Source organism: Pseudomonas sp. Marseille-Q7302 (genome assembly GCF_965111925.1).
Genome location: NZ_CBCOPK010000002.1, coordinates 113,434 through 131,818, shown reverse-complemented (window position 1 = coordinate 131,818; position 18,385 = coordinate 113,434). Strand labels below are relative to the sequence as shown.

The following is an 18,385-nucleotide window of genomic DNA, read 5'->3' as shown; positions in this document are numbered from 1 at the left end:
TTGTAAGTAGCAAGCCTTTAATCTACAGGCATCAACTAACCAAGAGGTGCAAACCATGAACCGCATAACCAAAGTAATCGTTCCTTTTATTCTGACCGTTGCTTCCTCGCTTGCAATGGCCGAAGGCGGAAGCGAACGTACGCTGAATCGCTTAAATGACTCGGCAGGAGCAAAGCCCACCCTTAAGGAGCTTGTCAAAGAGGGTCAAGTGCTGAGCATCGCACCTGCAGGGGCGACCGGCACGACTCGAATGATTCAAAACTATAGAACTAGTGCCCAAGTCCAGACGTATGAGATGAAGGTCAAGACCCCCGACGGGAAGATCCATACGGTAGAGTTCCTGAGCACCCCAGTTGGCGTGAACAATGGCTAATCTGCCAAGCTTAATATCCGAGGGATAGTTAGATGAGCAGCATAATATCCAAGATTAAAAGCGTACTGCAGCGCAATCCGGTCGTAACGGGGTTAACCGCAGCTGTGGTTGGCTACATGCTACTGAACCAAAGCACTGCGGCGTTGGCAACAACGCTGCCAAGCCTGCTCTTTCTCTTGCCCTGCTTGTTGATGATGGTCGTATGCATGAAGCATATGTCTAGCGGTAAGTGCGACAAGCCCAAGGAGCCCAACGTTGGCGAAAACACCTTGTTAATCAAAAGCGAATAACCCACTGAACTTGGAGATTTAACATGCGAAAGGCCATCACCGTTACAGCAATCGCAATCACCTTGGCGAGCGGACTGAGTTTCGCAGCGGCAGATAAAGCGGACCAAAGCCATTCAGAAACCGGCATGATGAGCGGCGACAAGCATATGGAAATGATGGGTGACATGCGTGGAATGATGAAAGAGTGTCGTGAGATGATGGGGGCCGCCAAAGCCGACCACTCGCAAAATGGCGAAAATCCAGACGCAGCATAGGATATGAGGGTGTGAGTAACAATGATCGAAGCAGGTGGGGGGTGCCCCACCTGCTTTTTTGTGCTTGATGGCCTAACCAGGACCGTACTGATGGGAAAAGTGTCACTGACGAGCAGAATGGCGATAGCTCTCATGCTCGTGGTTACGGTTGTGCTGCTGGCGGCCGCAATCAGCTTTAATTATTTTTGTCAGCTCCATTTCGAACGCAAAGATGCACAAGTGCTTAATGAAAAGGCCGCTGCAGTAGAGCGTACGCTACTCAACAGCTCAGCATTCGGGCCTGAGACCGCTTCAAGGATCGATGCCGTTATTGAGCACTCCTTTGGCTTCGCGACTGCGGTTGTAGTAGACGGTAAGACGGTTTACTCCCATCACAATCTGTCTGAGAGCTTGCTACCTCTTGTCACAGACATCCAAGAGGAACGCTGGACGGTAAGTTTCGGTGGCCACCAGTACAGCGGAATTACCAGAAAAGTAAATCGGTGGGTAGAAGGGCAGGACACTGTTATCTATTTGGCTTTGGATGTAACGCACCGAATCCACTTCTTCGATATGATTCAGCAGTGGCTTGCTTATACGCTTGTCGTTAGTGCACTTCTGAGTGGCGCGTTAGGTGTTGTTCTGATCAGGAAAGGCTTAAAACCAATAGACGAACTGTCCAAGACTTCTTCTACGGTAACCGCCCACTGTTTAGATACCAGAATTCCAACCGAGTCGGTGCCAGGCGAGCTGCATGAACTCGTAGACAACTTCAACGAAATGCTTTCGCGCTTGGACGACTCTTTTCTCAGATTGTCAGGTTTCTCAGCGGATATCGCGCATGAGCTAAGAACGCCGCTGAACAGCATGCTTACCCAAATGGAGGTCGCGCTCTTGCGCGACCGCGAGAATACCGACTACAAAGACATTTTGTATTCCGCCCTCGAAGAACTTAGGCGCATGTCAAAGATGGTCGATGACATGCTATTCCTCGCCAAGGCGGACAACGGGAAGATTACGCCCAATGCCGAAGATGCCAGCATGGCTGAGATTACCGCGAGCGTTATCGCATATTACGAGCTTGCAGCCGAGGACAAAAAGGTAGAAATCGCGCTTTCAGGCGATGGATCGGTACATGGCGATAAATCGATGCTGAGACGGGCCGTCTCAAACATAGTCTCTAACGCAGTTCGATATGCAGAGGAAGGCAGCACCATCAGCGTTGAAATAAGCGAGAGCGGTGGCTCGGTTTGCACAGCCATATCCAACCGAGGCACAACGATTCCAGCCGAGCTTCAGGCCCGAGTGTTTGATCGATTCTATAGGGTCGACACCGCAAGGCGCGAAGGAACCACCATGAATGCGGGCCTCGGCATGGCTATCACTCGTTCGATAGTCGAAGCGCACAAAGGGCGCATCGCTTGCGAATCAGCTGAGGGGCATACGACTTTCACAATGACGCTTCCAAAGCTTATGTCTAGGGATGGTCTGAAGTAGCCATGTATTTCCCCGGCATACCACCTAGCGCAACTTAAACTCGCCAAATGATCAAAAAACAATCAATTCGACGAGTATTTCTTACGTTTTCGCCACCCGGACCCCACTCCGGTGGCCATTTCCCGCATTACAGGCGCACCTCTCCTGCATTCGTCAGTAAATGTCGGCGCGCCATCCACAGGTTCGACAGAGCGAACAGTGTCACCAGTTGCGCCGTGTTTTTGGCCAAGCCGCGAAAGCGCACCTTGGTGTAACCGAACTGGCGCTTGATTACCCGGAACGGATGCTCGACCTTGGCGCGCACCTGAGCCTTGGCCTTTTCAATCTTGCGCTTGGCTTTGTACAGCACGCTGCGCTTATCGAGTTTTTTGTAGGTGCTGCGGCGTGCCGCCACCTGCCAGATAACTTCACGTCCTTCATGCTCGGGCCGCTTTTCGACACCGGTGTAGCCTGCATCGGCGCAGACCACGTTTTCGTCGCCATGCAGCAATTTGTCCAGCTGGGTGACATCCGCCACATTGGCCGCCGTGCCCACTACGCTGTGCACCAGACCCGATTCGTCATCGGCGCCGATGTGGGCCTTCATGCCGAAATAATACTGGTTTCCCTTCTTGGTCTGGTGCATTTCCGGGTCGCGCTTGCCGTCCTTGTTCTTGGTCGAACTGGGCGCATTGATCAGCGTTGCATCGACGATGGTGCCCTGGCGCAGCGACAGGCCGCGGTCGCCCAGATAGCCATTGATGACAGCGAGGATGCCGGCCGCCAGCTCGTGTTTCTCCAGCAAGCGGCGGAAGTTGAGAATGGTGGTTTCGTCGGGGATGCGCTCCAGGTTCAGCCCGGCAAACTGGCGCAGGATCGTGGTTTCGTACAGCGCTTCCTCCATCGCTGGATCGCTGTAGCCGAACCAGTTCTGCAGCAGATGCACACGCAGCATCGCCATCAACGGGTAGGCCGGACGGCCACCTTCACCCTTCGGATAATGTGGCTCGATCAAAGCAATCAAGCCCTTCCACCGCACCACCCGATCCATCTCGATCAGGAACAACTCCTTGCGGGTTTGCTTGCGCTTGCCAGCGTACTCGGCGTCGGCGAAGGTCATCTGCTTCATCGGGAAACTCGGTGGGTGGGGTCGCGGTATTTTGCCAAATCAGAAGTCTTTTTCAGAGTTTCCCTAGTTAATGGCAGAGTGCCAGCAACGACCCTGACCTACGCTCATAGAAACGCCAGGCTGAACCGAAAGAGGCCGAGACTTTCGAAGCTGTATATTTGGTTCTGGAGGTTTCACGTGCAAGCGTCCTCATCAAGAAAATGCGGTTCGACAGCCGCAGCGCTCAACGAAGCGTGCTTCTGCGTAAGCCTAGATCAAGCTGCGCTCGTAAACGCATTGACCGAACAGCTTGGGGATTCAGAGCTGTCGGAGCTATTGAAGTCACGTTGCGCCCATGTGTTTGCTGCACGACCGGTCTTTGTTTCATCCTTGCGGCTGCGCCAGGTTAATGCGGTTATTCAGGCCATCGAGCAGACCGTGAGTTCGCCCGGTTGGCGTGAGCATGCTCTGGATTCTGCACCTCCTATTGCACGACATGATCCTCGGGGTGCGCGCGGCGTCTTCTTTGGCTACGACTTTCATCTGGCTGAGGACAAGCTTGGGCTTATCGAAATAAACACAAATGCCGGCGGAGCGATGCTAAACGTATTGCTCGCCCGCGCTCAGCGCAGTTGTTGCAGCGGCGTAGTCGGGCTATCGCCGGGGCGGGGCGGGTCCGGAGGATTCGAGCAGTTGATTCTGGATATGTTCGCCCAGGAATGGTCTGCGAGCGGCGAGCAACGTCCGCTCACGCGCGTGGTGATCTTGGATGAAAGCCCACAAGCCCAATACCTGTATCCGGAGTTCCTTCTTTTTCAGCGGTTATTCCAGTCAGCAGGAATCGACTGCCTAATCGCAGACCCAGCCGATCTGGCCTTTCACAACGAGTGCCTCTTGGTCGACGGAAAGCCTGTGGATCTCGTCTATAACCGACTCACCGATTTCTATCTGGAAGGCGACAATTGCAGCGCGCTGCGCAGCGCTTATTTGGCTGATGTCGTGACGGTAACGCCACACCCTCAGGCCTATGCCCTTTATGCCGACAAACGCCGGTTGGTTGACCTAACCAACGCACGTTTTTTGGAAGAGATTGGCGTTGATCAGCAAATCCGAACCGTATTGGCCCAATACGTCCCGCTTACCGTTCCTGTCGAGCATCGCAATGCGGAGCACCTCTGGCAAAACCGCCGTAGCCTCTTTTTCAAGCCTGTCAGCGGGTTTGGTAGTCGCGGTGCGTACCGAGGAGACAAGCTCACCAAGCGGGTTTGGGAAGAAATCATTGGCGGAAACTACTTGGCCCAGTCCCTTATAGCTCCTGGCGAGCGTAGAACCGTCGCCGACCCTCAGGTACGACCAATGAAGTTTGACCTGCGCGCGTACGCTTATGCTGGCGAGGTGCAGTGGAACGCTGCCAGGGTCTACCAAGGCCAAACGACCAACTTTCGAACGGAGGGGGGCGGCTTTGCTCCTGTGTTTACCTTAGGCGAGGAAGAGGAGCTGGCCGGTTCCACAAGGCAACTATCGCACGCCTCGTTCACTTTCTTGCTCGACGAAACCGGAGCCATAGAAAAGCTGCCGCACCCGCTCTATCTCGCGTTGGTTCGAGCCGAAAGGGCTACTTCGAAGCTTGCCGGTAAGCGTTTTCGATTGGCGGACTGGTATGTGGCAATGGAAGACGGCCAACCGTCTAAGGTCATCCGAGAGTGGTACGGGTGGGTAGCGTTCGACGCAGATGGCGGTTACCACCCTGAACGTGGTTCGCCGAAAAACGACGAGTCGGATAGTGATGACAATGTAGATTCAACCGCTCTACCGACACGGGAAGAACACGATCAAATTGAGGGACTGTTGTTTAAAAGCGAGTGAGAGCCTGTCTCGCACAGCCCAGAGGTTCCTTACGGGCGCAGAGCCAAAGGAAGATTGCTTTTTCACTCACCTTTCAGGGCCATCATTAACCTCTTGAATGCGCCGTTCAGCCGAGTAAATGCAGCCTGGAAACGAATCGAATTTTCCGCATATTTTGATTGTTCAACCTGAACGTCGACTTGAATCGTCCCTAGTTTCGTAGACACCTCCAAGCCTCATAATGAGACCCAGCAGGAGGTGCCATGAGCAACCAGCGTTACCCCGAAGAATTCAAGATTGAAGCGGTCAAGCACATCACTGAACGCGGCTTGCGCGTTGCTGATGTAGCAGAGCGTTTAGGCGTGTCCACGCACAGCCTGTACGCCTGGGTAAAGCGCTACAGCAAACCCCAAATACAGCGGCAGCAGGTAGATGATCAGCAGGCTGAGCTGCGTCGCTTGCGCGCGGAACTCAAGCGGGTGACCGAAGAGCGAGACATCCTAAAAAAGGCCGCTGCGTACTTTGCCAAGGAGTCCGGCTGAAGTACGCCGTTATCAGCAAACTGTCGGTGGAGTACCCGGTACGGCGTCTCTGCCAGACCCTCCAGGTGCATCCCAGCGGTTACTACGCCTGGCTGGCCGAGCCGAAATCCGCGCGTGCCAAGGAAGATCAGCGTCTGCTCGGATTGATCAAGCATGCCTGGTTGGAAAGCGGCGGGGTCTACGGCTACCGCAAGATCCACGACGACCTGCGTGAGCTGGGCGAGTCCTGTGGCCGGCACCGTGTGGCTCGCCTGATGAGGAGAGAGGGGCTGCGCTCTCAGACCGGTTATCGCCGGCGCCCCGGGTACTACGGTGGCAAGCCGCCAGTGGCCTCGCCCAACCGTCTGGAGCGGCAGTTCAATGTCAGTGAACCGAACAAGGTCTGGGTCACCGACATCACTTACATCCGCACGTATGAGGGCTGGTTGTACTTGGCGGTGGTGCTGGATCTGTTTTCTCGCCAAGTGATCGGCTGGTCGATGAAGCCTCGGATGTGCAGCGATCTGGCCATCGATGCGTTGCTGATGGCAGTGTGGCGGCGCAAGCCCAAGCAGGAAGTGATGATCCATTCCGACCAGGGCAGCCAGTTCAGCAGCTCGGACTGGCAGAGTTTCCTCAAGGCCAACAATCTGATCAGCAGCATGAGTCGACGCGGTAACTGTCACGACAACGCGGTCGCGGAAAGCTTTTTCCAGTTGCTGAAGCGGGAACGCATCCGACGGAAAACCTACGGAACCCGCGAAGAAGCCCGCAGTGATGTGTTCGATTACATCGAGATGTTCTATAACCCCAAGCGACGGCACAGCAGCGCTATGCAGCTATCGCCAGTGGAGTTTGAAAAGCGCTATTTCCAGAGCTTGGAGAATGTCTAGGAAAGCTGGGGCGATTCATTCAACAATTATCAACTTAGCCGTTAAAGAAGATTGATTTTTAACTAGCCAATATACGGTTCACCCGCTTGGTGCGGGGGTGCTAGGTAACGTTTTTAACGAGACAAGGTTCAGCGTAGCTAATACCGACTTCGTCGGTTCTAACAACTGATGTTGCAGTGCCAACACCGTGGCAGCTTCAACATTCGTAGTAGCTGCCATAGTTCAGAATCTGCGTGATCACATTTGCCGAAGGTTTCGCCTCAGCAATTAGCGTGAGCGTGCTTCGCTGAGGCTGCCTCTGAGGCTACCTCTTGGGCTTGGTCCTTCTGGTCAGCCTGATAATTAGCGATCGCTACTTGGCGAGCCTGCTCCATACGAGCAAAGGTACGATCACCACCACCTTCTGCCATTGCATAGGAAGAGCTTGCTGCGATGGCGAGTAGTACAGAAAGGGATCTGAAAAATTTCATTACTTGTTACCTCGTTCGAAGACACGGGAGACCCAGCGCAGCTCCATAAACAGAGGCTTGGGCTTGTGTCTAAGCTAACCGAGCGTACCTGTCAAAATGCTGATTTGGACATTACGGTTTCGTCAGCAATGCAGACAAGCAGTGAGCGCAAGCGGCCTTGCTTCCAGCGGTCAAAAAAAAGGCGCCATTTAGGCGCCGATAGGCCAAAGGAGCGTGGAAAGGCCAAAAAGCAGAGTGTGGGAGCAACTGCTGATGTAGACGTTAACGCTACAAGCTGTCAGACAGATGATGCGAGCATTACGTTTCTGTAAGGTACTGGCTGCACGCCCTGACAATCGGCACACTGTTCCAAATGCCGGAGGGAATACTTTCATGAAGCTTCTTGTTGCTGAAAACGAGCCGAAAACAGGCACCTACCTACAGCAGGGGCTCTCAGAGGCAGGCTTCACAGTCGATAGAGTTGAAAACGGGACCGATGCTGCTCAGCACGCGCTTCATACCACATACGACTTGCTCATCTTAGACGTGATGATGCCTGGCCTGGATGGGTGGCAGGTTTTACAGAAAGTCCGCGCTGCCGGTAATGAGGTTCCCGTGCTCTTTCTCACCGCCCGAGACGGGGTTCAGGATCGAGTAAAGGGATTGGAGTTGGGCGCTGATGATTATCTCATCAAGCCGTTTGCCTTCTCCGAATTGCTAGCAAGGATCCGTACGTTGCTTCGCCGCGGCAATAATGCTCCCAACCAAACAATACTCAAACTCCTCGACCTTGAGGTCGATCTGCTCAGGCGTCGGGTTACGCGATCGGGGAAACGAATAGACCTAACTGCAAAGGAATTCGCTCTTCTTGAGCTATTACTTCGGCGTCGCGGGGAAGTGCTCTCAAAGTCACTTATCGCCTCCCAAGTATGGGACATGAATTTCGACAGCGATACCAATGTGATTGAGGTGGCGGTACGACGGCTGAGAGCAAAAATCGATGATGAGTTCGAACCTAAGCTCATACAAACCGCGCGTGGGATGGGCTATTTGATCGACGCGCCAGACCGCTAGGGATGGTCTGAAGTAGACCATGTATTTCTGGCTTGCAACTGAAGCTGATTGAGCATTCACCGCTTGCCAAAGGCGGTGCGGATAGCCATGAACCGTTACCGGGGCCAGAAGCAGACACGCCTTAACTTGGGCGGGCGTCAACTGAGCAACGCCGCCGACGGACTGGATTTGTCAGGGTCGCATCGTCGTGAATGAGATGCTACGAACCGGTCTTTGGCCGGCATACTCAACCTTCGGCCCAAAAATCATCCTTGCGCACCAAACCGAACTCATCCTGATTGGTGTCAAGATCATCATCAAACATGGTGTTAACCATTCGCTCCCGACGTAGCATGGCCAGCGTTCGGAAAAAGCAGGGCTCGCAGAGGTGAACCTCATAACGCTCACCATCATGCTTGGAACCATAGTTCCAACACGCTTGAAGAACGCCAAACTGCTGGCCATAGCCCTCAATACTTGTGCTTTGGCAACAAGCGTCACAGGTAACGTCTGAAGTCGTTTCCGTTGGCTGCATTGCAACGTGCCGCATGATCCTCACCTCCGAGGAGAGAAAGTTTACAGCTGCCATCGAGCCCACATTCGAGACCGAAAATGGAAGATGTCGCGAAGGCCGCCTCGAACCATCACTGGGGAGAAGGATATCTTGAGATTAATTGGGGGTGGGCGAACATGCGCAAGCATGTGAGAGCAACACAAAGCCTAGAAATCAAACATTTATGGTTTGAATGCCTTAATTTCTCCGTTATCTCGTCATGCTTCCATAAAAATCCCCATCATGGAAAAGGCCCGATAAATCAATCAGGTAGGAGAGATGTGAGTGAATTTTCCCCTTATCTCGGCATGGCCCCATGACCAGCTACAGCTTCAAGAAACGAGCCGGGACCGATACTAGCGACCCCGAGTTCGTGCTTCAGCACTGCGGGAAACCGACACGCGTCCAGATCCAGGATTCATCCAGCTGGGGCGGCGCCTATGCGGTGTCAGTCGATCATCTGGACGACGAGGCCGAACCGCATTTCCTGTGGGTGGCCCTGTCAATCGCAAGCTTTGCTGAGGCGGCGCGTGTGGCTATCGGCCATTTCGAGGCGAACCTTCTCGCACGCGATCAAGCAGCGGCGCCTGGCGCAGAGCTTGGCTCGCCTTAGCGGCGGCCCATAACACGGAGGGAAGGGCGCATCAGCGGCGCGAACGGCGGCTTAGCGACCCTTGCGTTTTTGGGACCTGCGATACCATAGGTCTATCGAATCAGGAGGTGCATCATGCATCCGATTATCGCTGGTGAATTTCGGAAAGCCGAAGCTCTTTTGGAGGGATATCTCAAGCTACCTTCGTCGGCAGTGAGTCTGGAAAAATTCGAGATTGATCGATTTAGTAATATCCCTCCATCAATATCCCGCACAGTTGGTCGGCTCAAGGCGATAGCCATGGAGTCATATCCGACTCAAGAAGAACTTGCTTATGTTATCAACGCGGTTGACTTTTTGGAGCAAGAGACTGCCAAACGCTGGAGTAACTTCTTTCGTCATCGTATAGAGAAGCTTGAGAGCAATCTAAAAGAGAGTGCAGCACGTTCTCTTGTGCGGCATGGTATCGCTATACTCGGCACTCTCTACGGCGTTGTCTACTGCAATAGCAGTAAGATGGACCATGACCAGTACTTATACTTTGCAGTAATGGCCTTGTATGCGGTAGCTTCTTTCGGCACTGCCACCAACTCGAAGTTGAGTAGTGGGAGAAATGTGATTTTGCTTTCAGCGACGCTGCTCGCTAGCTGCATCGTTATCGCCATTGCCTATCATCCAGGCATGTCGGCCTTATTGCTATCGCTAGCCAGCGCGCTAACATTAGTGATGGACCTTAAATGCAAGTCAGGTAGCAATAGCATAAATCATTTTCCTGACGCACTGGATGACAGGTTCACTATTGACCATACGGTACTTGCTGACCCCTACACACCAAGCATCGCGAGAAGCTCGGAAGACGTACAGCGAAATATGAATTATGGGACAGAAGTACCTGCACCCGACCGTTACCTTTGATAAAAGGCTGCTTTCGCAGCCTTTTCTTCACCTACCAAGAACAAACTCTCTATCTAGCTTTTCGCTGTTGTTAATCGCGACAATATCATTGATAACTGCGCTTGACCCATTATCGTTCAATCCGGCCTGAACTAGAGTATCAAACATACCCGAAGCCATGTTGTCGTTGAATCCTCTATGCCTTGCATATTCCATGAATGCCCCCCGGTCATTATTATTCAACTCGCCGGTTCGAGCAGCAGCAAACACATGCGCCTGATCCTTATCCAATCCAAGGCGCATGCCTTCATTTTGATACTCAGCTATATTTCCACGCGTACCCGCGGCGCTACTTAGTGCATTCATAAATTTCTGCGGAATGCCACTCATAACGGACTCACCAAGGTCGCTCAAGCCCTTGCCTTTCTCTTCAAGACGCCTTGTCGCCTCGAACAAGCCGTCACTGGTCGCCCGATTACCGAACGTGTAGGCTTTCTTATTAACATCGGCATTATGGCCATCATGAATTGCTTCGACCTGCTTTTCGTCGCGAGCGGCTGCGTTTCCGGAATCAAATCGACTTCCAAAACTTCCTTCGTTGACAGAATGCCCAGCACGGGATGTTTCAGCGTCTAGGTCGCGCGCGGCCGGCTCGCGAAGGCTGGTGAAGCTCGAGTGTTGAAGGGAGGTAGGCTGATCTCCAAGCTCACCACTGTGCCTTGGGTTTGTGTACATGTCTCTGTCGGAAACGCCACTCGTTAGAACACCGAGGTCATTGTTTTTCGCCAGAGTATGCAGTGCAGCTGCGACGCTCCTGCGACTCGGATCAACGGTGTCAAAAAGTCGCTCTGCTTCTTTCATCTGCGAGCCATAGTTGTTGACGGCTTCAGCAACTACAGCATCGGCCTTGCCTTCGCGTATTAATTTTCCAGCCCAAGCATCTGGTGTCATCGAAAGTGAGGAACCAGACTGCTGAAGATAGCCCGCAGTTTCGGTGTACTGCTTCTGCGTACTTATAGCTTGCTGGGCAGATCGTGACAATGTTTCTTGATCCGACTGGCTGAGACCTAACTTTTCTGATTCTAGGAATGACGTCGCAAGACTTGACGAGTTTTCATGACGCAAGGAGTTTGAGATCGACTCGACTAAGCCTGCAGCTTTAGCTGCCTGCATTACATCATTCGAGCTCTGACCATCATTGCGCGTAGTCGAACTTTGAGTAGTGCCATTGATTTGTGCTGAACCCCCAAAATCAATTCCGCCCTTAGCCTTTCCGTCCGCCCCTTCTTTACCTCCCATATTGCCAAGGCCTAGGCCGCCGCTGACCGATCCCCCGAGAGCAATGCTGCCAGTGACCGCATCTATCTGATTCTGATTGAATCCCCGCGCGCGCAGTTCATTAACGGAGTTTTGATAACTTGCGTCATTTGATAGCCCGAATGAATTGGCAACGCTACGGCCTACTGCGGCCTGTTCGTTGATATTTTTTGCCTGTTCAAATTGCTTACCGTAAGCACTTGTCAACCCTTTTGTAAAGGTTTCCGATGCTCCTTCAGCAACAGACTTCTGCGACTGGGCTGCGCTAGATAGAGACTGCCCAATATTGATGTTGCCACGGGTGTTTTCGGATCCGGTAACTCTAGTGCCATTGACGAAGTCGTTCGTCATATAGGGCGTAGTCGCCAAACCTTCGGTGGGCTTCACGACGTCAGGCGTCACTATCTTCTCGTTGATCTGATCCGTGCCACCGAGGCGCTGGGCCATGCTCGTCAACGCAAACGCGCTGCCGGAAACCAGGAACATGCTGATCACTGGCACCGATGAAGCCATCAGGCCAGCCACCCCGATCGCGCTATCCAAGGCCGGCAGCATCTGCTTCAGCATCTCGAATGACAGCGCGTTGCCGTCTGTCACCGTGCTGGTCGTCGCGAGCAGGCCTTCCATGACCGTGCCGGTGTACCAGTTCGTGTAGAGGTTGACGATCGCGAGCATCGGCTGCCACAGCATCATCCAGCACAGCATGGTGATGTACTTGGTGATGAGATTCATGCCGAACGTGCCCATCACGAGCAGGAACGCCATCAACGGGGTGATTGCGTAGATGAGTCCTTCGAAGAAGGTCAGGAACGGGCGAACGTACCGGGTGAACATCGAGCCTTCGGCGGCCCACTGCGTGGCCTGCTGCGCCTGAGCCTGGGCGAGCATGATCGCGTAGGCACTCTGCTGGTCTTCCAGCGCTTTCTGGGCGGGCGCACGCTCGAAGATCGGCAGCAGAATGGACGCCATGGTAAAGGCACGTGCATCCGCCACCTGGAGATTCAGGCCGCGCAGCGCATCGTCCACGCGGGTGGTCAGATCGTCACCTGTAACGACTTTGCCCGGCTTCTGGAACGCTAGTTTCGAGACATCATCCATGACGCCCGGCTGTGCCGAGACGCTGAGAGCCTTGAGCCGGGTATGGGCCTGGGAACAGTTGTAGTAGGTGCCAGTGCCCGTCTTGCCCTCGTAAATCTCGGTACCGTAAACCTCGCTATCGAAGCGCATAGCGTCGATCGGGCTATTGCTGCGCATGAGGGCGCCATAGGCAGTCATGTTGCGCCCAACACCGACAAGGGTGCACTCCTTGATGTAGTTCGTCCACGAGCGGACGAAGTCGCCGCCCGCGTTGCTATCGCCCATCACAGACGGCATAGCCAACACATTGCGCGTCGCGCCGCGGACCTTCATCAGGGTGGTGAGGGGATCAGCGAACCCATAGGTAGTCATCGCCGGCGTTGAGAAGGCCTGCTCCATCTCCTTGGTGAGCTTGTAGCCGATGTTGGAGACCACGGAGCCCACGAAGAGGGGGCCGATAGGCACGTTGTCGACCACCACAACGGTTCCGTCATAGACGTCCTCTACGACGGCGCGCCCGGTAGGCCCGTAGAGCGCCATGTAGAGGATCAGCGCCACGCCAACCTGTTGGAAGGGAATAGCCTGGTTTTTGAAGACCGCCTGGAATCCCAGGAACAGGGTACCGATCAACAACCCCACCTTGGCGAGGGACTCGATGCTGCCCGACCCGGAGATCATGGCCACTGCGTTGAGGATGCTCTCCAGGTAGGTAGCGGAGCCAATGGAATAGATAGAGAACTCCATCACTCACCCCCCTGCACAGGCTTCTCGACGTTGATAAACGCCGCTGGCGGAGGAAGCGATCGCATGCGCGCCTGGTAGTCGAGCAGCAGGTCATTCTCGTTGCCATACCGGGTGAGCAGCACCTGGTATTCCTGCATCAGCCGTTCCCTCGCCTTACCGATGAAATCACCGGCAGGCATGCCGAGCTTGTCGACCATCTTGCCTTTCGTGATCACGGCTTCGGCCGTATCGATGTACGACTTGACGAGCGAGTAGGCGCCCTCGAGCGCCAGCATCTTGGAATGGCCGGTAACAAACCCCTTCGCCATCGACTCGCTGCCTTGCGATAGGCGTTGCACCATCGCGGAGAAGCCAGGCTTTTGCATCATGTTCAGTAGGCCGGTCTCATCGGGACCGAAGGTGCCTGTATTCGTCGCCCACTTCGTGACGATGCCAACCGAGTTTCCCGACCCGTTGAAGATCTTGATGATCTTCTGGGCCAGGCCGTCGAAGGCCAGGTTAGAGAGCTGTGGCTCCAGGCAGACTGCATCTTCCTTGCACGAATAGACCTGCACCGACTCGGTCTTGACGCCCTCAACAATGTCCTGCAGCGAAATGCCAGTCGGCATCAGCGGCTTGGTGACGATCACCTTGCCCTTTCCATCTTCAGCCTGCTCTAGCCCGGGAATGATCACCGATCCGGTGAAGGACATGATCAGCTCGTCAGTTTGTTGAGAGCCGTATTTGAAGAATTGCTGGCTGTTGTACTGCTTCATCGCGCACCAGACGACGTTGCCCGTGTCCTCACAGCTCACTACGTTGCCGGCATCCGTCTTCATCTCGATCGGCGACTTGGAGTTGCTGCTACCCGAGAACAGCGATCCGAAGCTGTCGGCCAACCCTTTGACGGTGTTACCGGTTGCGGTCTGCATGTTCTCCTTACCTTCGAAGGCCGAGAACGCGTCGGTCACCAAGCCCTGGGCGAGCTGGCAGCTATTGGACATGAGGCCGTTGAGGTCCTGCATCGTCTCCTGCAGGTTGGCGATGGTGTTCTCCACCGTAGGCCCCATGGCCTTGAGCGCCAGCTTGAACGCATAGCCCGACGCTACGCCTACTGAGTTGGAGGCGATGGAGCGCAGCGACTGTACGAACTGCTGCGCGTTGATGAACGAGAAGGAGCCGGCGAACATGTCGATGCCGCCGCAGCCGGCCTGGAAGGAGGGCGGTCGGAAGGAGACCACCGGCGCCGTTGCGATCTGATTCCGGATCCGCATCGAGCCGCCACTTACAACCCCTCGGGTTGCCGTCTGGTACATGCCCGGGTCGGTGCTGTTGGACATCGAGTTAAACATCGAGTCGAGCTGGCTCTCGATGTTGGCATAGGCGCCCAGGGGCGCGAGGGCCACAACCAGCACGGCTGCGCACAACGACTGCTTACTGCTGCGCCTCATGGGGCACCTCTCCATCTATGGTCTTGCGGGCGAGCTTGCGGCGCATGCTCTCAACGAATGCGGCGGGGTCCTGGTCGATCTGGTCCTGGCTGAGCCCGTCGTTGTCCTGAAGGGTCAGCAGGCCGTTGTCGAAGAAGGGCTGCGTCGAGGCGAAGGTCTTCTGGTCGATGAGCGAGGCTTCGCGCGCAGCGATCAAAACCCGGTTGAACAGGACGTCCAGGGTGATGGCGCCGTAGCCGACGATTTCGGTGCGGCCCGGCGGGATCGCCAGGGCAAGAGCAGGGGCCTGATAGACCTCGAGCTTCTTGGCCTGGCCATCGTCAGTGCGGTAGTTCGCGAACAGCCCATTGTCGAGGGGCGCGCCATCCAGCGAGACCGGGATGATCCGGATGCCGGTGGCCGCGGTAAGCGACTGCAGCACGGCTGCCTGCTCAGCGCAGAGCACGCAGTTGCCCTTGAAGAAGAAGAACAGGCCGACCTTGTTGGCCAGGCCCTTGAGCACCTTGTCTCGGTTGTTCGAGACTTCCCGATTGAGCGCATTGGCTGCATAGGTGGCTACTGGCCGCCGGCTGTCCTCGTCGAGGAATGGATCACGCATGATCACCTGGCTGGAACGCTCGGAGAACTTGGACGATTTGTCCATCATCACGCGTTGCAGGTAGTAGTAGGCCTGCACGTTGGCATCGGTCGGGTTGTCGATCGCGCGGTCGCGATATTTCGGCAGGTTGTCCCTGATCCAGGCCACGCTGAACAGCTCTGGCCCTGGCGGCGCCGGCGGAGGGGCCGGTGGCTCAGCCTTCTGGATGGGCGCACGTGGGGGCGGAGGAGGGGTAGGCGCCTTTACCTCGAGCTCCGGCTCCTCCTCGGGCGGATCCTTGTACCAAAACCAGCCCTCTGCCTTACCGCGGTAGAAGCTTTCGCTACCAGGCGCAGCGAAAGAATCTTTCACGCCATCCGCAGCGTTGTCCGCCGCGCTCGCGTTACCTGGAAATGCAGCCGGCGAGAGTGCTGCAGCGACGGCTACAGCCAAAAGCGCGCGCCTCATTTCCTACCGTCCAGGTACAAGGCGACCGCGACGGTCGCGTACACCCAGCGCGAGCCTCGTTTGCGTCGGTGCGATCCGATCGCGCTTACCCACGGCAGGTGCTGATAGTCGGCATTGCCGATTTTTTTGCTGACGTAGGTAACGCTGTAGCCGAGTGCATCAGCCACCTGGGCGACCGGCATCGACGGTCCATACGCCTGCAGGAGCTTAGGTAGATGTTTCGAAGGGGCGCTAATGCTCTCCAGCGAGCTACGCTGGCTGTCCAGGAAGGACGCAACGCCATGCGTGCCGTAGACCCAGTTGAGCCCTTGCCGGCGCCGGTGTGGGGCGATCGCTGCTACCCAAGGGAGGTGCTGGAATTTGGCGCAGCCGATCTTCTTGCGGACATAGCCGACGCTGTATTCCAGCGCCTCCGCTATCTGCTCCGGCGTCATCACGTCGCCGTAGGTGTCCAGCAGGCCCGATAGGCTGGATGTGGGGGTGAACGAGCTCGTGACAGCTTCGGGCGTAGCGACGGACAAGATCATGCGCGCATCCGGAGGATTGATTCGATGCACACAAGGCTAGGGATTCGCGCGGACCAAAAGCGTTCGATTCACTCCCTTTTAGGGCGCTAACAACGCTTCAGCCGTGAAAGATGGAGGCGGTGTGACCTATAGCGATCGGCCACCAAAGCCGGGTAATGCATCACCGCGGGGTAGCGACGCCCGACCAGCGAGCCCAAAAAAGCCCTCGTGAAAGAGCTTCTTCACGGCAATAGAGCAACAGGAACAGGTGGGCGCCATATGCGACACCCGCTGTAAAATCAGCATCGCTAACCACGGGCACTTGGAGCGACGAGGTCCAGCACGGAAGGAGAGCCACTAAGAACGCGAGCTTCCCTCGGAAGCTCGCCGGACTGTTCGAAAAAGCCCAAAACTTGAGATCATTCCTGACTAAGCTAGGTCGTTGATCAAACGGACGTGTCCGGAGTTAATCTTGAGCTTCCTCTCAGGGCCATCACGAAATCTAGCTGCGCTATCGGCAATAGGATTTAAATCGATGCCCGCCTTCCTAATCAGTTCCTTTAAGTCTTTTTTCGGGATGTTATTCTGCAGAAGCAACGGAAGCACAGAAATAAAGGAAGACGAATTAGTTGATAACAGGGCAAGCGCCCCGTGTGCGGTCGGATAAGCGGTGTCATTTAGCCATTTAGCGTAATCTTCACCATTTTCACTTTCTGCCTCGAGTGCCCATTGGAGACGACGAATGACAAGATGCTGCTGCATAACCTGCCAGAACTCCTCTCCGTAGAAATCGATACTCATCATCTCATTAGTAGCCTCCCACAACGCGTTATAGAGCGCAGCGGACTGTTTGAGAGCAACTGGATCGGTCGGCTCCTGCTCATTCGCGTTACAGTCTAAAATTCCGAGGCCTACGTCGACTAGAGTACCCATCAGATCTGAAACATCTGAAGGCCGCCACTTCTCGGAAATCCTATACGTTGGGCGAAACTCGAGAATCTCTCTAACACTCGAACTTGAATCCCACATATTGATCCAGTCAGTGGCAAACTGGCTGCGTAACGCAACAGAATATCCTAGCACTCGGCATGCATAGCTGTTTGGAAGACTTTCATTATATTCACGAATATGCGCCCTCAGCATATCCCCTTTCGCTGATTCCCACTCGGTCGGCGTCAAACTCCACTCTTCGATAAAGCTACTGACATCAGGCGGCGGAACCTTTTCAGGGTCTCTTGAATGTAGCAAAGCCTGCATGGACTGGTAAACCCACGGTTCCCAAGAACTATCCAACTGATCGGAGAAAGCGGGACAGTAAGGAGAGCGGACTTTGTCAGCCAATGCCCAAAATATATCTTGACCCTCCAACCTTCGCTCTTGATGCACGCTCTTGTCAGGAAACCTCAGATGTTGCCGAGTTAGCCAAATGCCCCAACGCTTGAACAATCCCAAAAAATCTGCCCTGCTTGAAAGGACATCTACGAAACGGCTAAGCAATGATTGTGCATGAGCCTTCAACACCTCAGGTGGATACTCACGACTATCGGCGATATTAATGATCGTTGCGCTTCCGTATCTCACTAAGCTAGGTAGCAATAGCGCCCCGCTCCACGACCCATCGTCTTTAAAGCTTTGAGAAGCTTGAAGAGTAAGCCGCTCCCACAAATCGTAGTTGTGATAAAGCTCTGGACTATCGAGTACTCGATTTATTAATAAGAGATTTTTCGCCTGATCCAGCCAGCCAAAAAGCTTGTCGAAATCCAGCTCAGCTAATATTTCCACCCAAGGCCAACTAGAATCATCGACTCTCGCCTCACGAAGATGCCCGTGCCATATATCTTCGAGAGAGAATGGGCGTATTGAATCACCCCCAGACTTTTTGGTCAAACCAGCTTCAGACTCTGCAAAATGGCGGTCAGCAAGGCCTAATAAATTCTCCCTAAACTCATCATTAGTCTTGGCCAGGACGATTGCCACCTTCGTCCA

Annotated in this window: 17 protein-coding genes and 1 pseudogene; 9 read left to right on the top strand and 9 right to left on the bottom strand. The window is 54.7% G+C overall.

Annotated features, from left to right (window positions below; genetic code table 11):
- The first annotated feature begins 55 nt into the window (after positions 1-55).
- The 4 genes from ACWPW1_RS21695 to ACWPW1_RS21680 all read left to right on the top strand — a co-directional run bounded on the left by ACWPW1_RS21695 (position 56) and on the right by ACWPW1_RS21680 (position 2,393).
- Complete coding sequence (locus ACWPW1_RS21695) at positions 56-373, top strand: co-regulatory protein PtrA N-terminal domain-containing protein (RefSeq protein ID WP_003292648.1); 318 nt, start codon at positions 56-58, stop codon at positions 371-373.
- Positions 374-405: 32 nt separating this feature from the next.
- Positions 406-663, top strand: coding sequence for a DUF2933 domain-containing protein (locus tag ACWPW1_RS21690; RefSeq protein ID WP_017642860.1), 258 nt, complete (start codon positions 406-408; stop codon positions 661-663).
- A 23-nt stretch (positions 664-686) separates the two neighbouring features.
- Entirely contained in the window at positions 687-917 is a 231-nt protein-coding gene (locus ACWPW1_RS21685) for a hypothetical protein (RefSeq protein ID WP_003292646.1), read from the top strand.
- Positions 918-1,007: 90 nt separating this feature from the next.
- Complete coding sequence (locus tag ACWPW1_RS21680; RefSeq protein ID WP_454254043.1) at positions 1,008-2,393, top strand: heavy metal sensor histidine kinase; 1,386 nt, start codon at positions 1,008-1,010, stop codon at positions 2,391-2,393.
- Between the two features lie 127 nt (positions 2,394-2,520).
- Here the strand turns inward: ACWPW1_RS21680 and ACWPW1_RS21675 are convergent, their stop codons facing one another.
- Entirely contained in the window at positions 2,521-3,501 is a 981-nt protein-coding gene (locus ACWPW1_RS21675; RefSeq protein WP_093256993.1) for an IS5-like element IS1384 family transposase, read from the bottom strand.
- Positions 3,502-3,678: 177 nt separating this feature from the next.
- On the opposite strand from ACWPW1_RS21675, the gene ACWPW1_RS21670 reads away from it, so the two are divergent.
- Positions 3,679-5,346 (top strand): hypothetical protein, encoded by a 1,668-nt coding sequence (locus tag ACWPW1_RS21670; RefSeq protein WP_454254005.1) that lies wholly within the window; start codon positions 3,679-3,681, stop codon positions 5,344-5,346.
- A 62-nt stretch (positions 5,347-5,408) separates the two neighbouring features.
- Here ACWPW1_RS21670 and flgB read toward each other — a convergent pair.
- Positions 5,409-5,525, bottom strand: a pseudogene (flgB, locus tag ACWPW1_RS21665) (flagellar basal body rod protein FlgB); the annotation flags it as partial.
- A gap of 63 nt (positions 5,526-5,588) precedes the next feature.
- On the opposite strand from flgB, the gene ACWPW1_RS21660 reads away from it, so the two are divergent.
- Positions 5,589-6,739, top strand: a protein-coding gene (locus ACWPW1_RS21660; protein ID WP_454254004.1) for an IS3 family transposase whose coding sequence is annotated in 2 segments (ribosomal slippage) — positions 5,589-5,826 and positions 5,826-6,739 — 1,152 coding nt in all. Because the reading frame shifts where the segments join, the coding sequence is not laid out codon by codon here.
- Between the two features lie 260 nt (positions 6,740-6,999).
- Here the strand turns inward: ACWPW1_RS21660 and ACWPW1_RS21655 are convergent.
- Positions 7,000-7,209, bottom strand: a complete 210-nt coding sequence (locus ACWPW1_RS21655; RefSeq protein WP_081594590.1) for a co-regulatory protein PtrA N-terminal domain-containing protein — start codon at positions 7,207-7,209, stop codon at positions 7,000-7,002.
- A gap of 372 nt (positions 7,210-7,581) precedes the next feature.
- Here ACWPW1_RS21655 and ACWPW1_RS21650 point away from each other — a divergent pair, with 372 nt between their 5' ends.
- Entirely contained in the window at positions 7,582-8,262 is a 681-nt protein-coding gene (locus tag ACWPW1_RS21650) for a heavy metal response regulator transcription factor (protein WP_181126124.1), read from the top strand.
- Between the two features lie 226 nt (positions 8,263-8,488).
- Here the strand turns inward: ACWPW1_RS21650 and ACWPW1_RS21645 are convergent, their stop codons facing one another.
- Positions 8,489-8,791 (bottom strand): hypothetical protein, encoded by a 303-nt coding sequence (locus ACWPW1_RS21645; RefSeq protein WP_037064001.1) that lies wholly within the window; start codon positions 8,789-8,791, stop codon positions 8,489-8,491.
- Between the two features lie 319 nt (positions 8,792-9,110).
- On the opposite strand from ACWPW1_RS21645, the gene ACWPW1_RS21640 reads away from it, so the two are divergent.
- Both ACWPW1_RS21640 and ACWPW1_RS21635 read left to right on the top strand, forming a co-directional pair.
- Entirely contained in the window at positions 9,111-9,407 is a 297-nt protein-coding gene (locus ACWPW1_RS21640) for a hypothetical protein (RefSeq protein ID WP_454254003.1), read from the top strand.
- 114 nt (positions 9,408-9,521) lie between these two features.
- Complete coding sequence (locus tag ACWPW1_RS21635) at positions 9,522-10,301, top strand: hypothetical protein (RefSeq protein WP_143075323.1); 780 nt, start codon at positions 9,522-9,524, stop codon at positions 10,299-10,301.
- A 27-nt stretch (positions 10,302-10,328) separates the two neighbouring features.
- Here the strand turns inward: ACWPW1_RS21635 and ACWPW1_RS21630 are convergent, their stop codons facing one another.
- The 5 genes from ACWPW1_RS21630 to ACWPW1_RS21610 all read right to left on the bottom strand — a co-directional run bounded on the left by ACWPW1_RS21630 (position 10,329) and on the right by ACWPW1_RS21610 (position 18,376).
- Entirely contained in the window at positions 10,329-13,418 is a 3,090-nt protein-coding gene (locus ACWPW1_RS21630; RefSeq protein WP_454254002.1) for a conjugal transfer protein TraG N-terminal domain-containing protein, read from the bottom strand.
- Positions 13,418-14,848: a conjugal transfer protein TraH gene (locus tag ACWPW1_RS21625; RefSeq protein ID WP_074585328.1), complete on the bottom strand. Its 1,431-nt coding sequence runs from the start codon at positions 14,846-14,848 to the stop codon at positions 13,418-13,420. Before ACWPW1_RS21625 ends, ACWPW1_RS21630 begins: the two co-directional genes overlap by 1 nt.
- A complete protein-coding gene (traF, locus tag ACWPW1_RS21620) occupies positions 14,832-15,893 on the bottom strand; it encodes a conjugal transfer protein TraF (RefSeq protein WP_454254001.1) in 1,062 nt (353 codons plus the stop codon). The genes ACWPW1_RS21625 and traF overlap by 17 nt, the downstream gene beginning before the upstream one ends.
- Positions 15,890-16,420 (bottom strand): hypothetical protein, encoded by a 531-nt coding sequence (locus ACWPW1_RS21615; protein ID WP_017641163.1) that lies wholly within the window; start codon positions 16,418-16,420, stop codon positions 15,890-15,892. Before ACWPW1_RS21615 ends, traF begins: the two co-directional genes overlap by 4 nt.
- A gap of 408 nt (positions 16,421-16,828) precedes the next feature.
- A complete protein-coding gene (locus ACWPW1_RS21610; RefSeq protein WP_132833156.1) occupies positions 16,829-18,376 on the bottom strand; it encodes a hypothetical protein in 1,548 nt (515 codons plus the stop codon).
- Positions 18,377-18,385: the final 9 nt, after the last annotated feature.

Excerpts from the sequence above, each read along its gene's own strand:
- ACWPW1_RS21695 (WP_003292648.1), top strand. The coding sequence starts at position 56 with ATGAACCGCATAACCAAAGTAATCGTTCCTTTTATTCTGACCGTTGCT.
- ACWPW1_RS21690 (WP_017642860.1), top strand. The coding sequence starts at position 406 with ATGAGCAGCATAATATCCAAGATTAAAAGCGTACTGCAGCGCAATCCG.
- ACWPW1_RS21685 (WP_003292646.1), top strand. The coding sequence starts at position 687 with ATGCGAAAGGCCATCACCGTTACAGCAATCGCAATCACCTTGGCGAGC.
- ACWPW1_RS21680 (WP_454254043.1), top strand. The coding sequence starts at position 1,008 with ATGGGAAAAGTGTCACTGACGAGCAGAATGGCGATAGCTCTCATGCTC.
- ACWPW1_RS21675 (WP_093256993.1), bottom strand. The coding sequence starts at position 3,501 with ATGAAGCAGATGACCTTCGCCGACGCCGAGTACGCTGGCAAGCGCAAG.
- ACWPW1_RS21655 (WP_081594590.1), bottom strand. The coding sequence starts at position 7,209 with ATGAAATTTTTCAGATCCCTTTCTGTACTACTCGCCATCGCAGCAAGC.
- ACWPW1_RS21650 (WP_181126124.1), top strand. The coding sequence starts at position 7,582 with ATGAAGCTTCTTGTTGCTGAAAACGAGCCGAAAACAGGCACCTACCTA.
- ACWPW1_RS21645 (WP_037064001.1), bottom strand. The coding sequence starts at position 8,791 with ATGCGGCACGTTGCAATGCAGCCAACGGAAACGACTTCAGACGTTACC.
- ACWPW1_RS21640 (WP_454254003.1), top strand. The coding sequence starts at position 9,111 with ATGACCAGCTACAGCTTCAAGAAACGAGCCGGGACCGATACTAGCGAC.
- ACWPW1_RS21635 (WP_143075323.1), top strand. The coding sequence starts at position 9,522 with ATGCATCCGATTATCGCTGGTGAATTTCGGAAAGCCGAAGCTCTTTTG.
- ACWPW1_RS21630 (WP_454254002.1), bottom strand. The coding sequence starts at position 13,418 with ATGGAGTTCTCTATCTATTCCATTGGCTCCGCTACCTACCTGGAGAGC.
- ACWPW1_RS21625 (WP_074585328.1), bottom strand. The coding sequence starts at position 14,848 with ATGAGGCGCAGCAGTAAGCAGTCGTTGTGCGCAGCCGTGCTGGTTGTG.
- traF (WP_454254001.1), bottom strand. The coding sequence starts at position 15,893 with ATGAGGCGCGCGCTTTTGGCTGTAGCCGTCGCTGCAGCACTCTCGCCG.
- ACWPW1_RS21615 (WP_017641163.1), bottom strand. The coding sequence starts at position 16,420 with ATGATCTTGTCCGTCGCTACGCCCGAAGCTGTCACGAGCTCGTTCACC.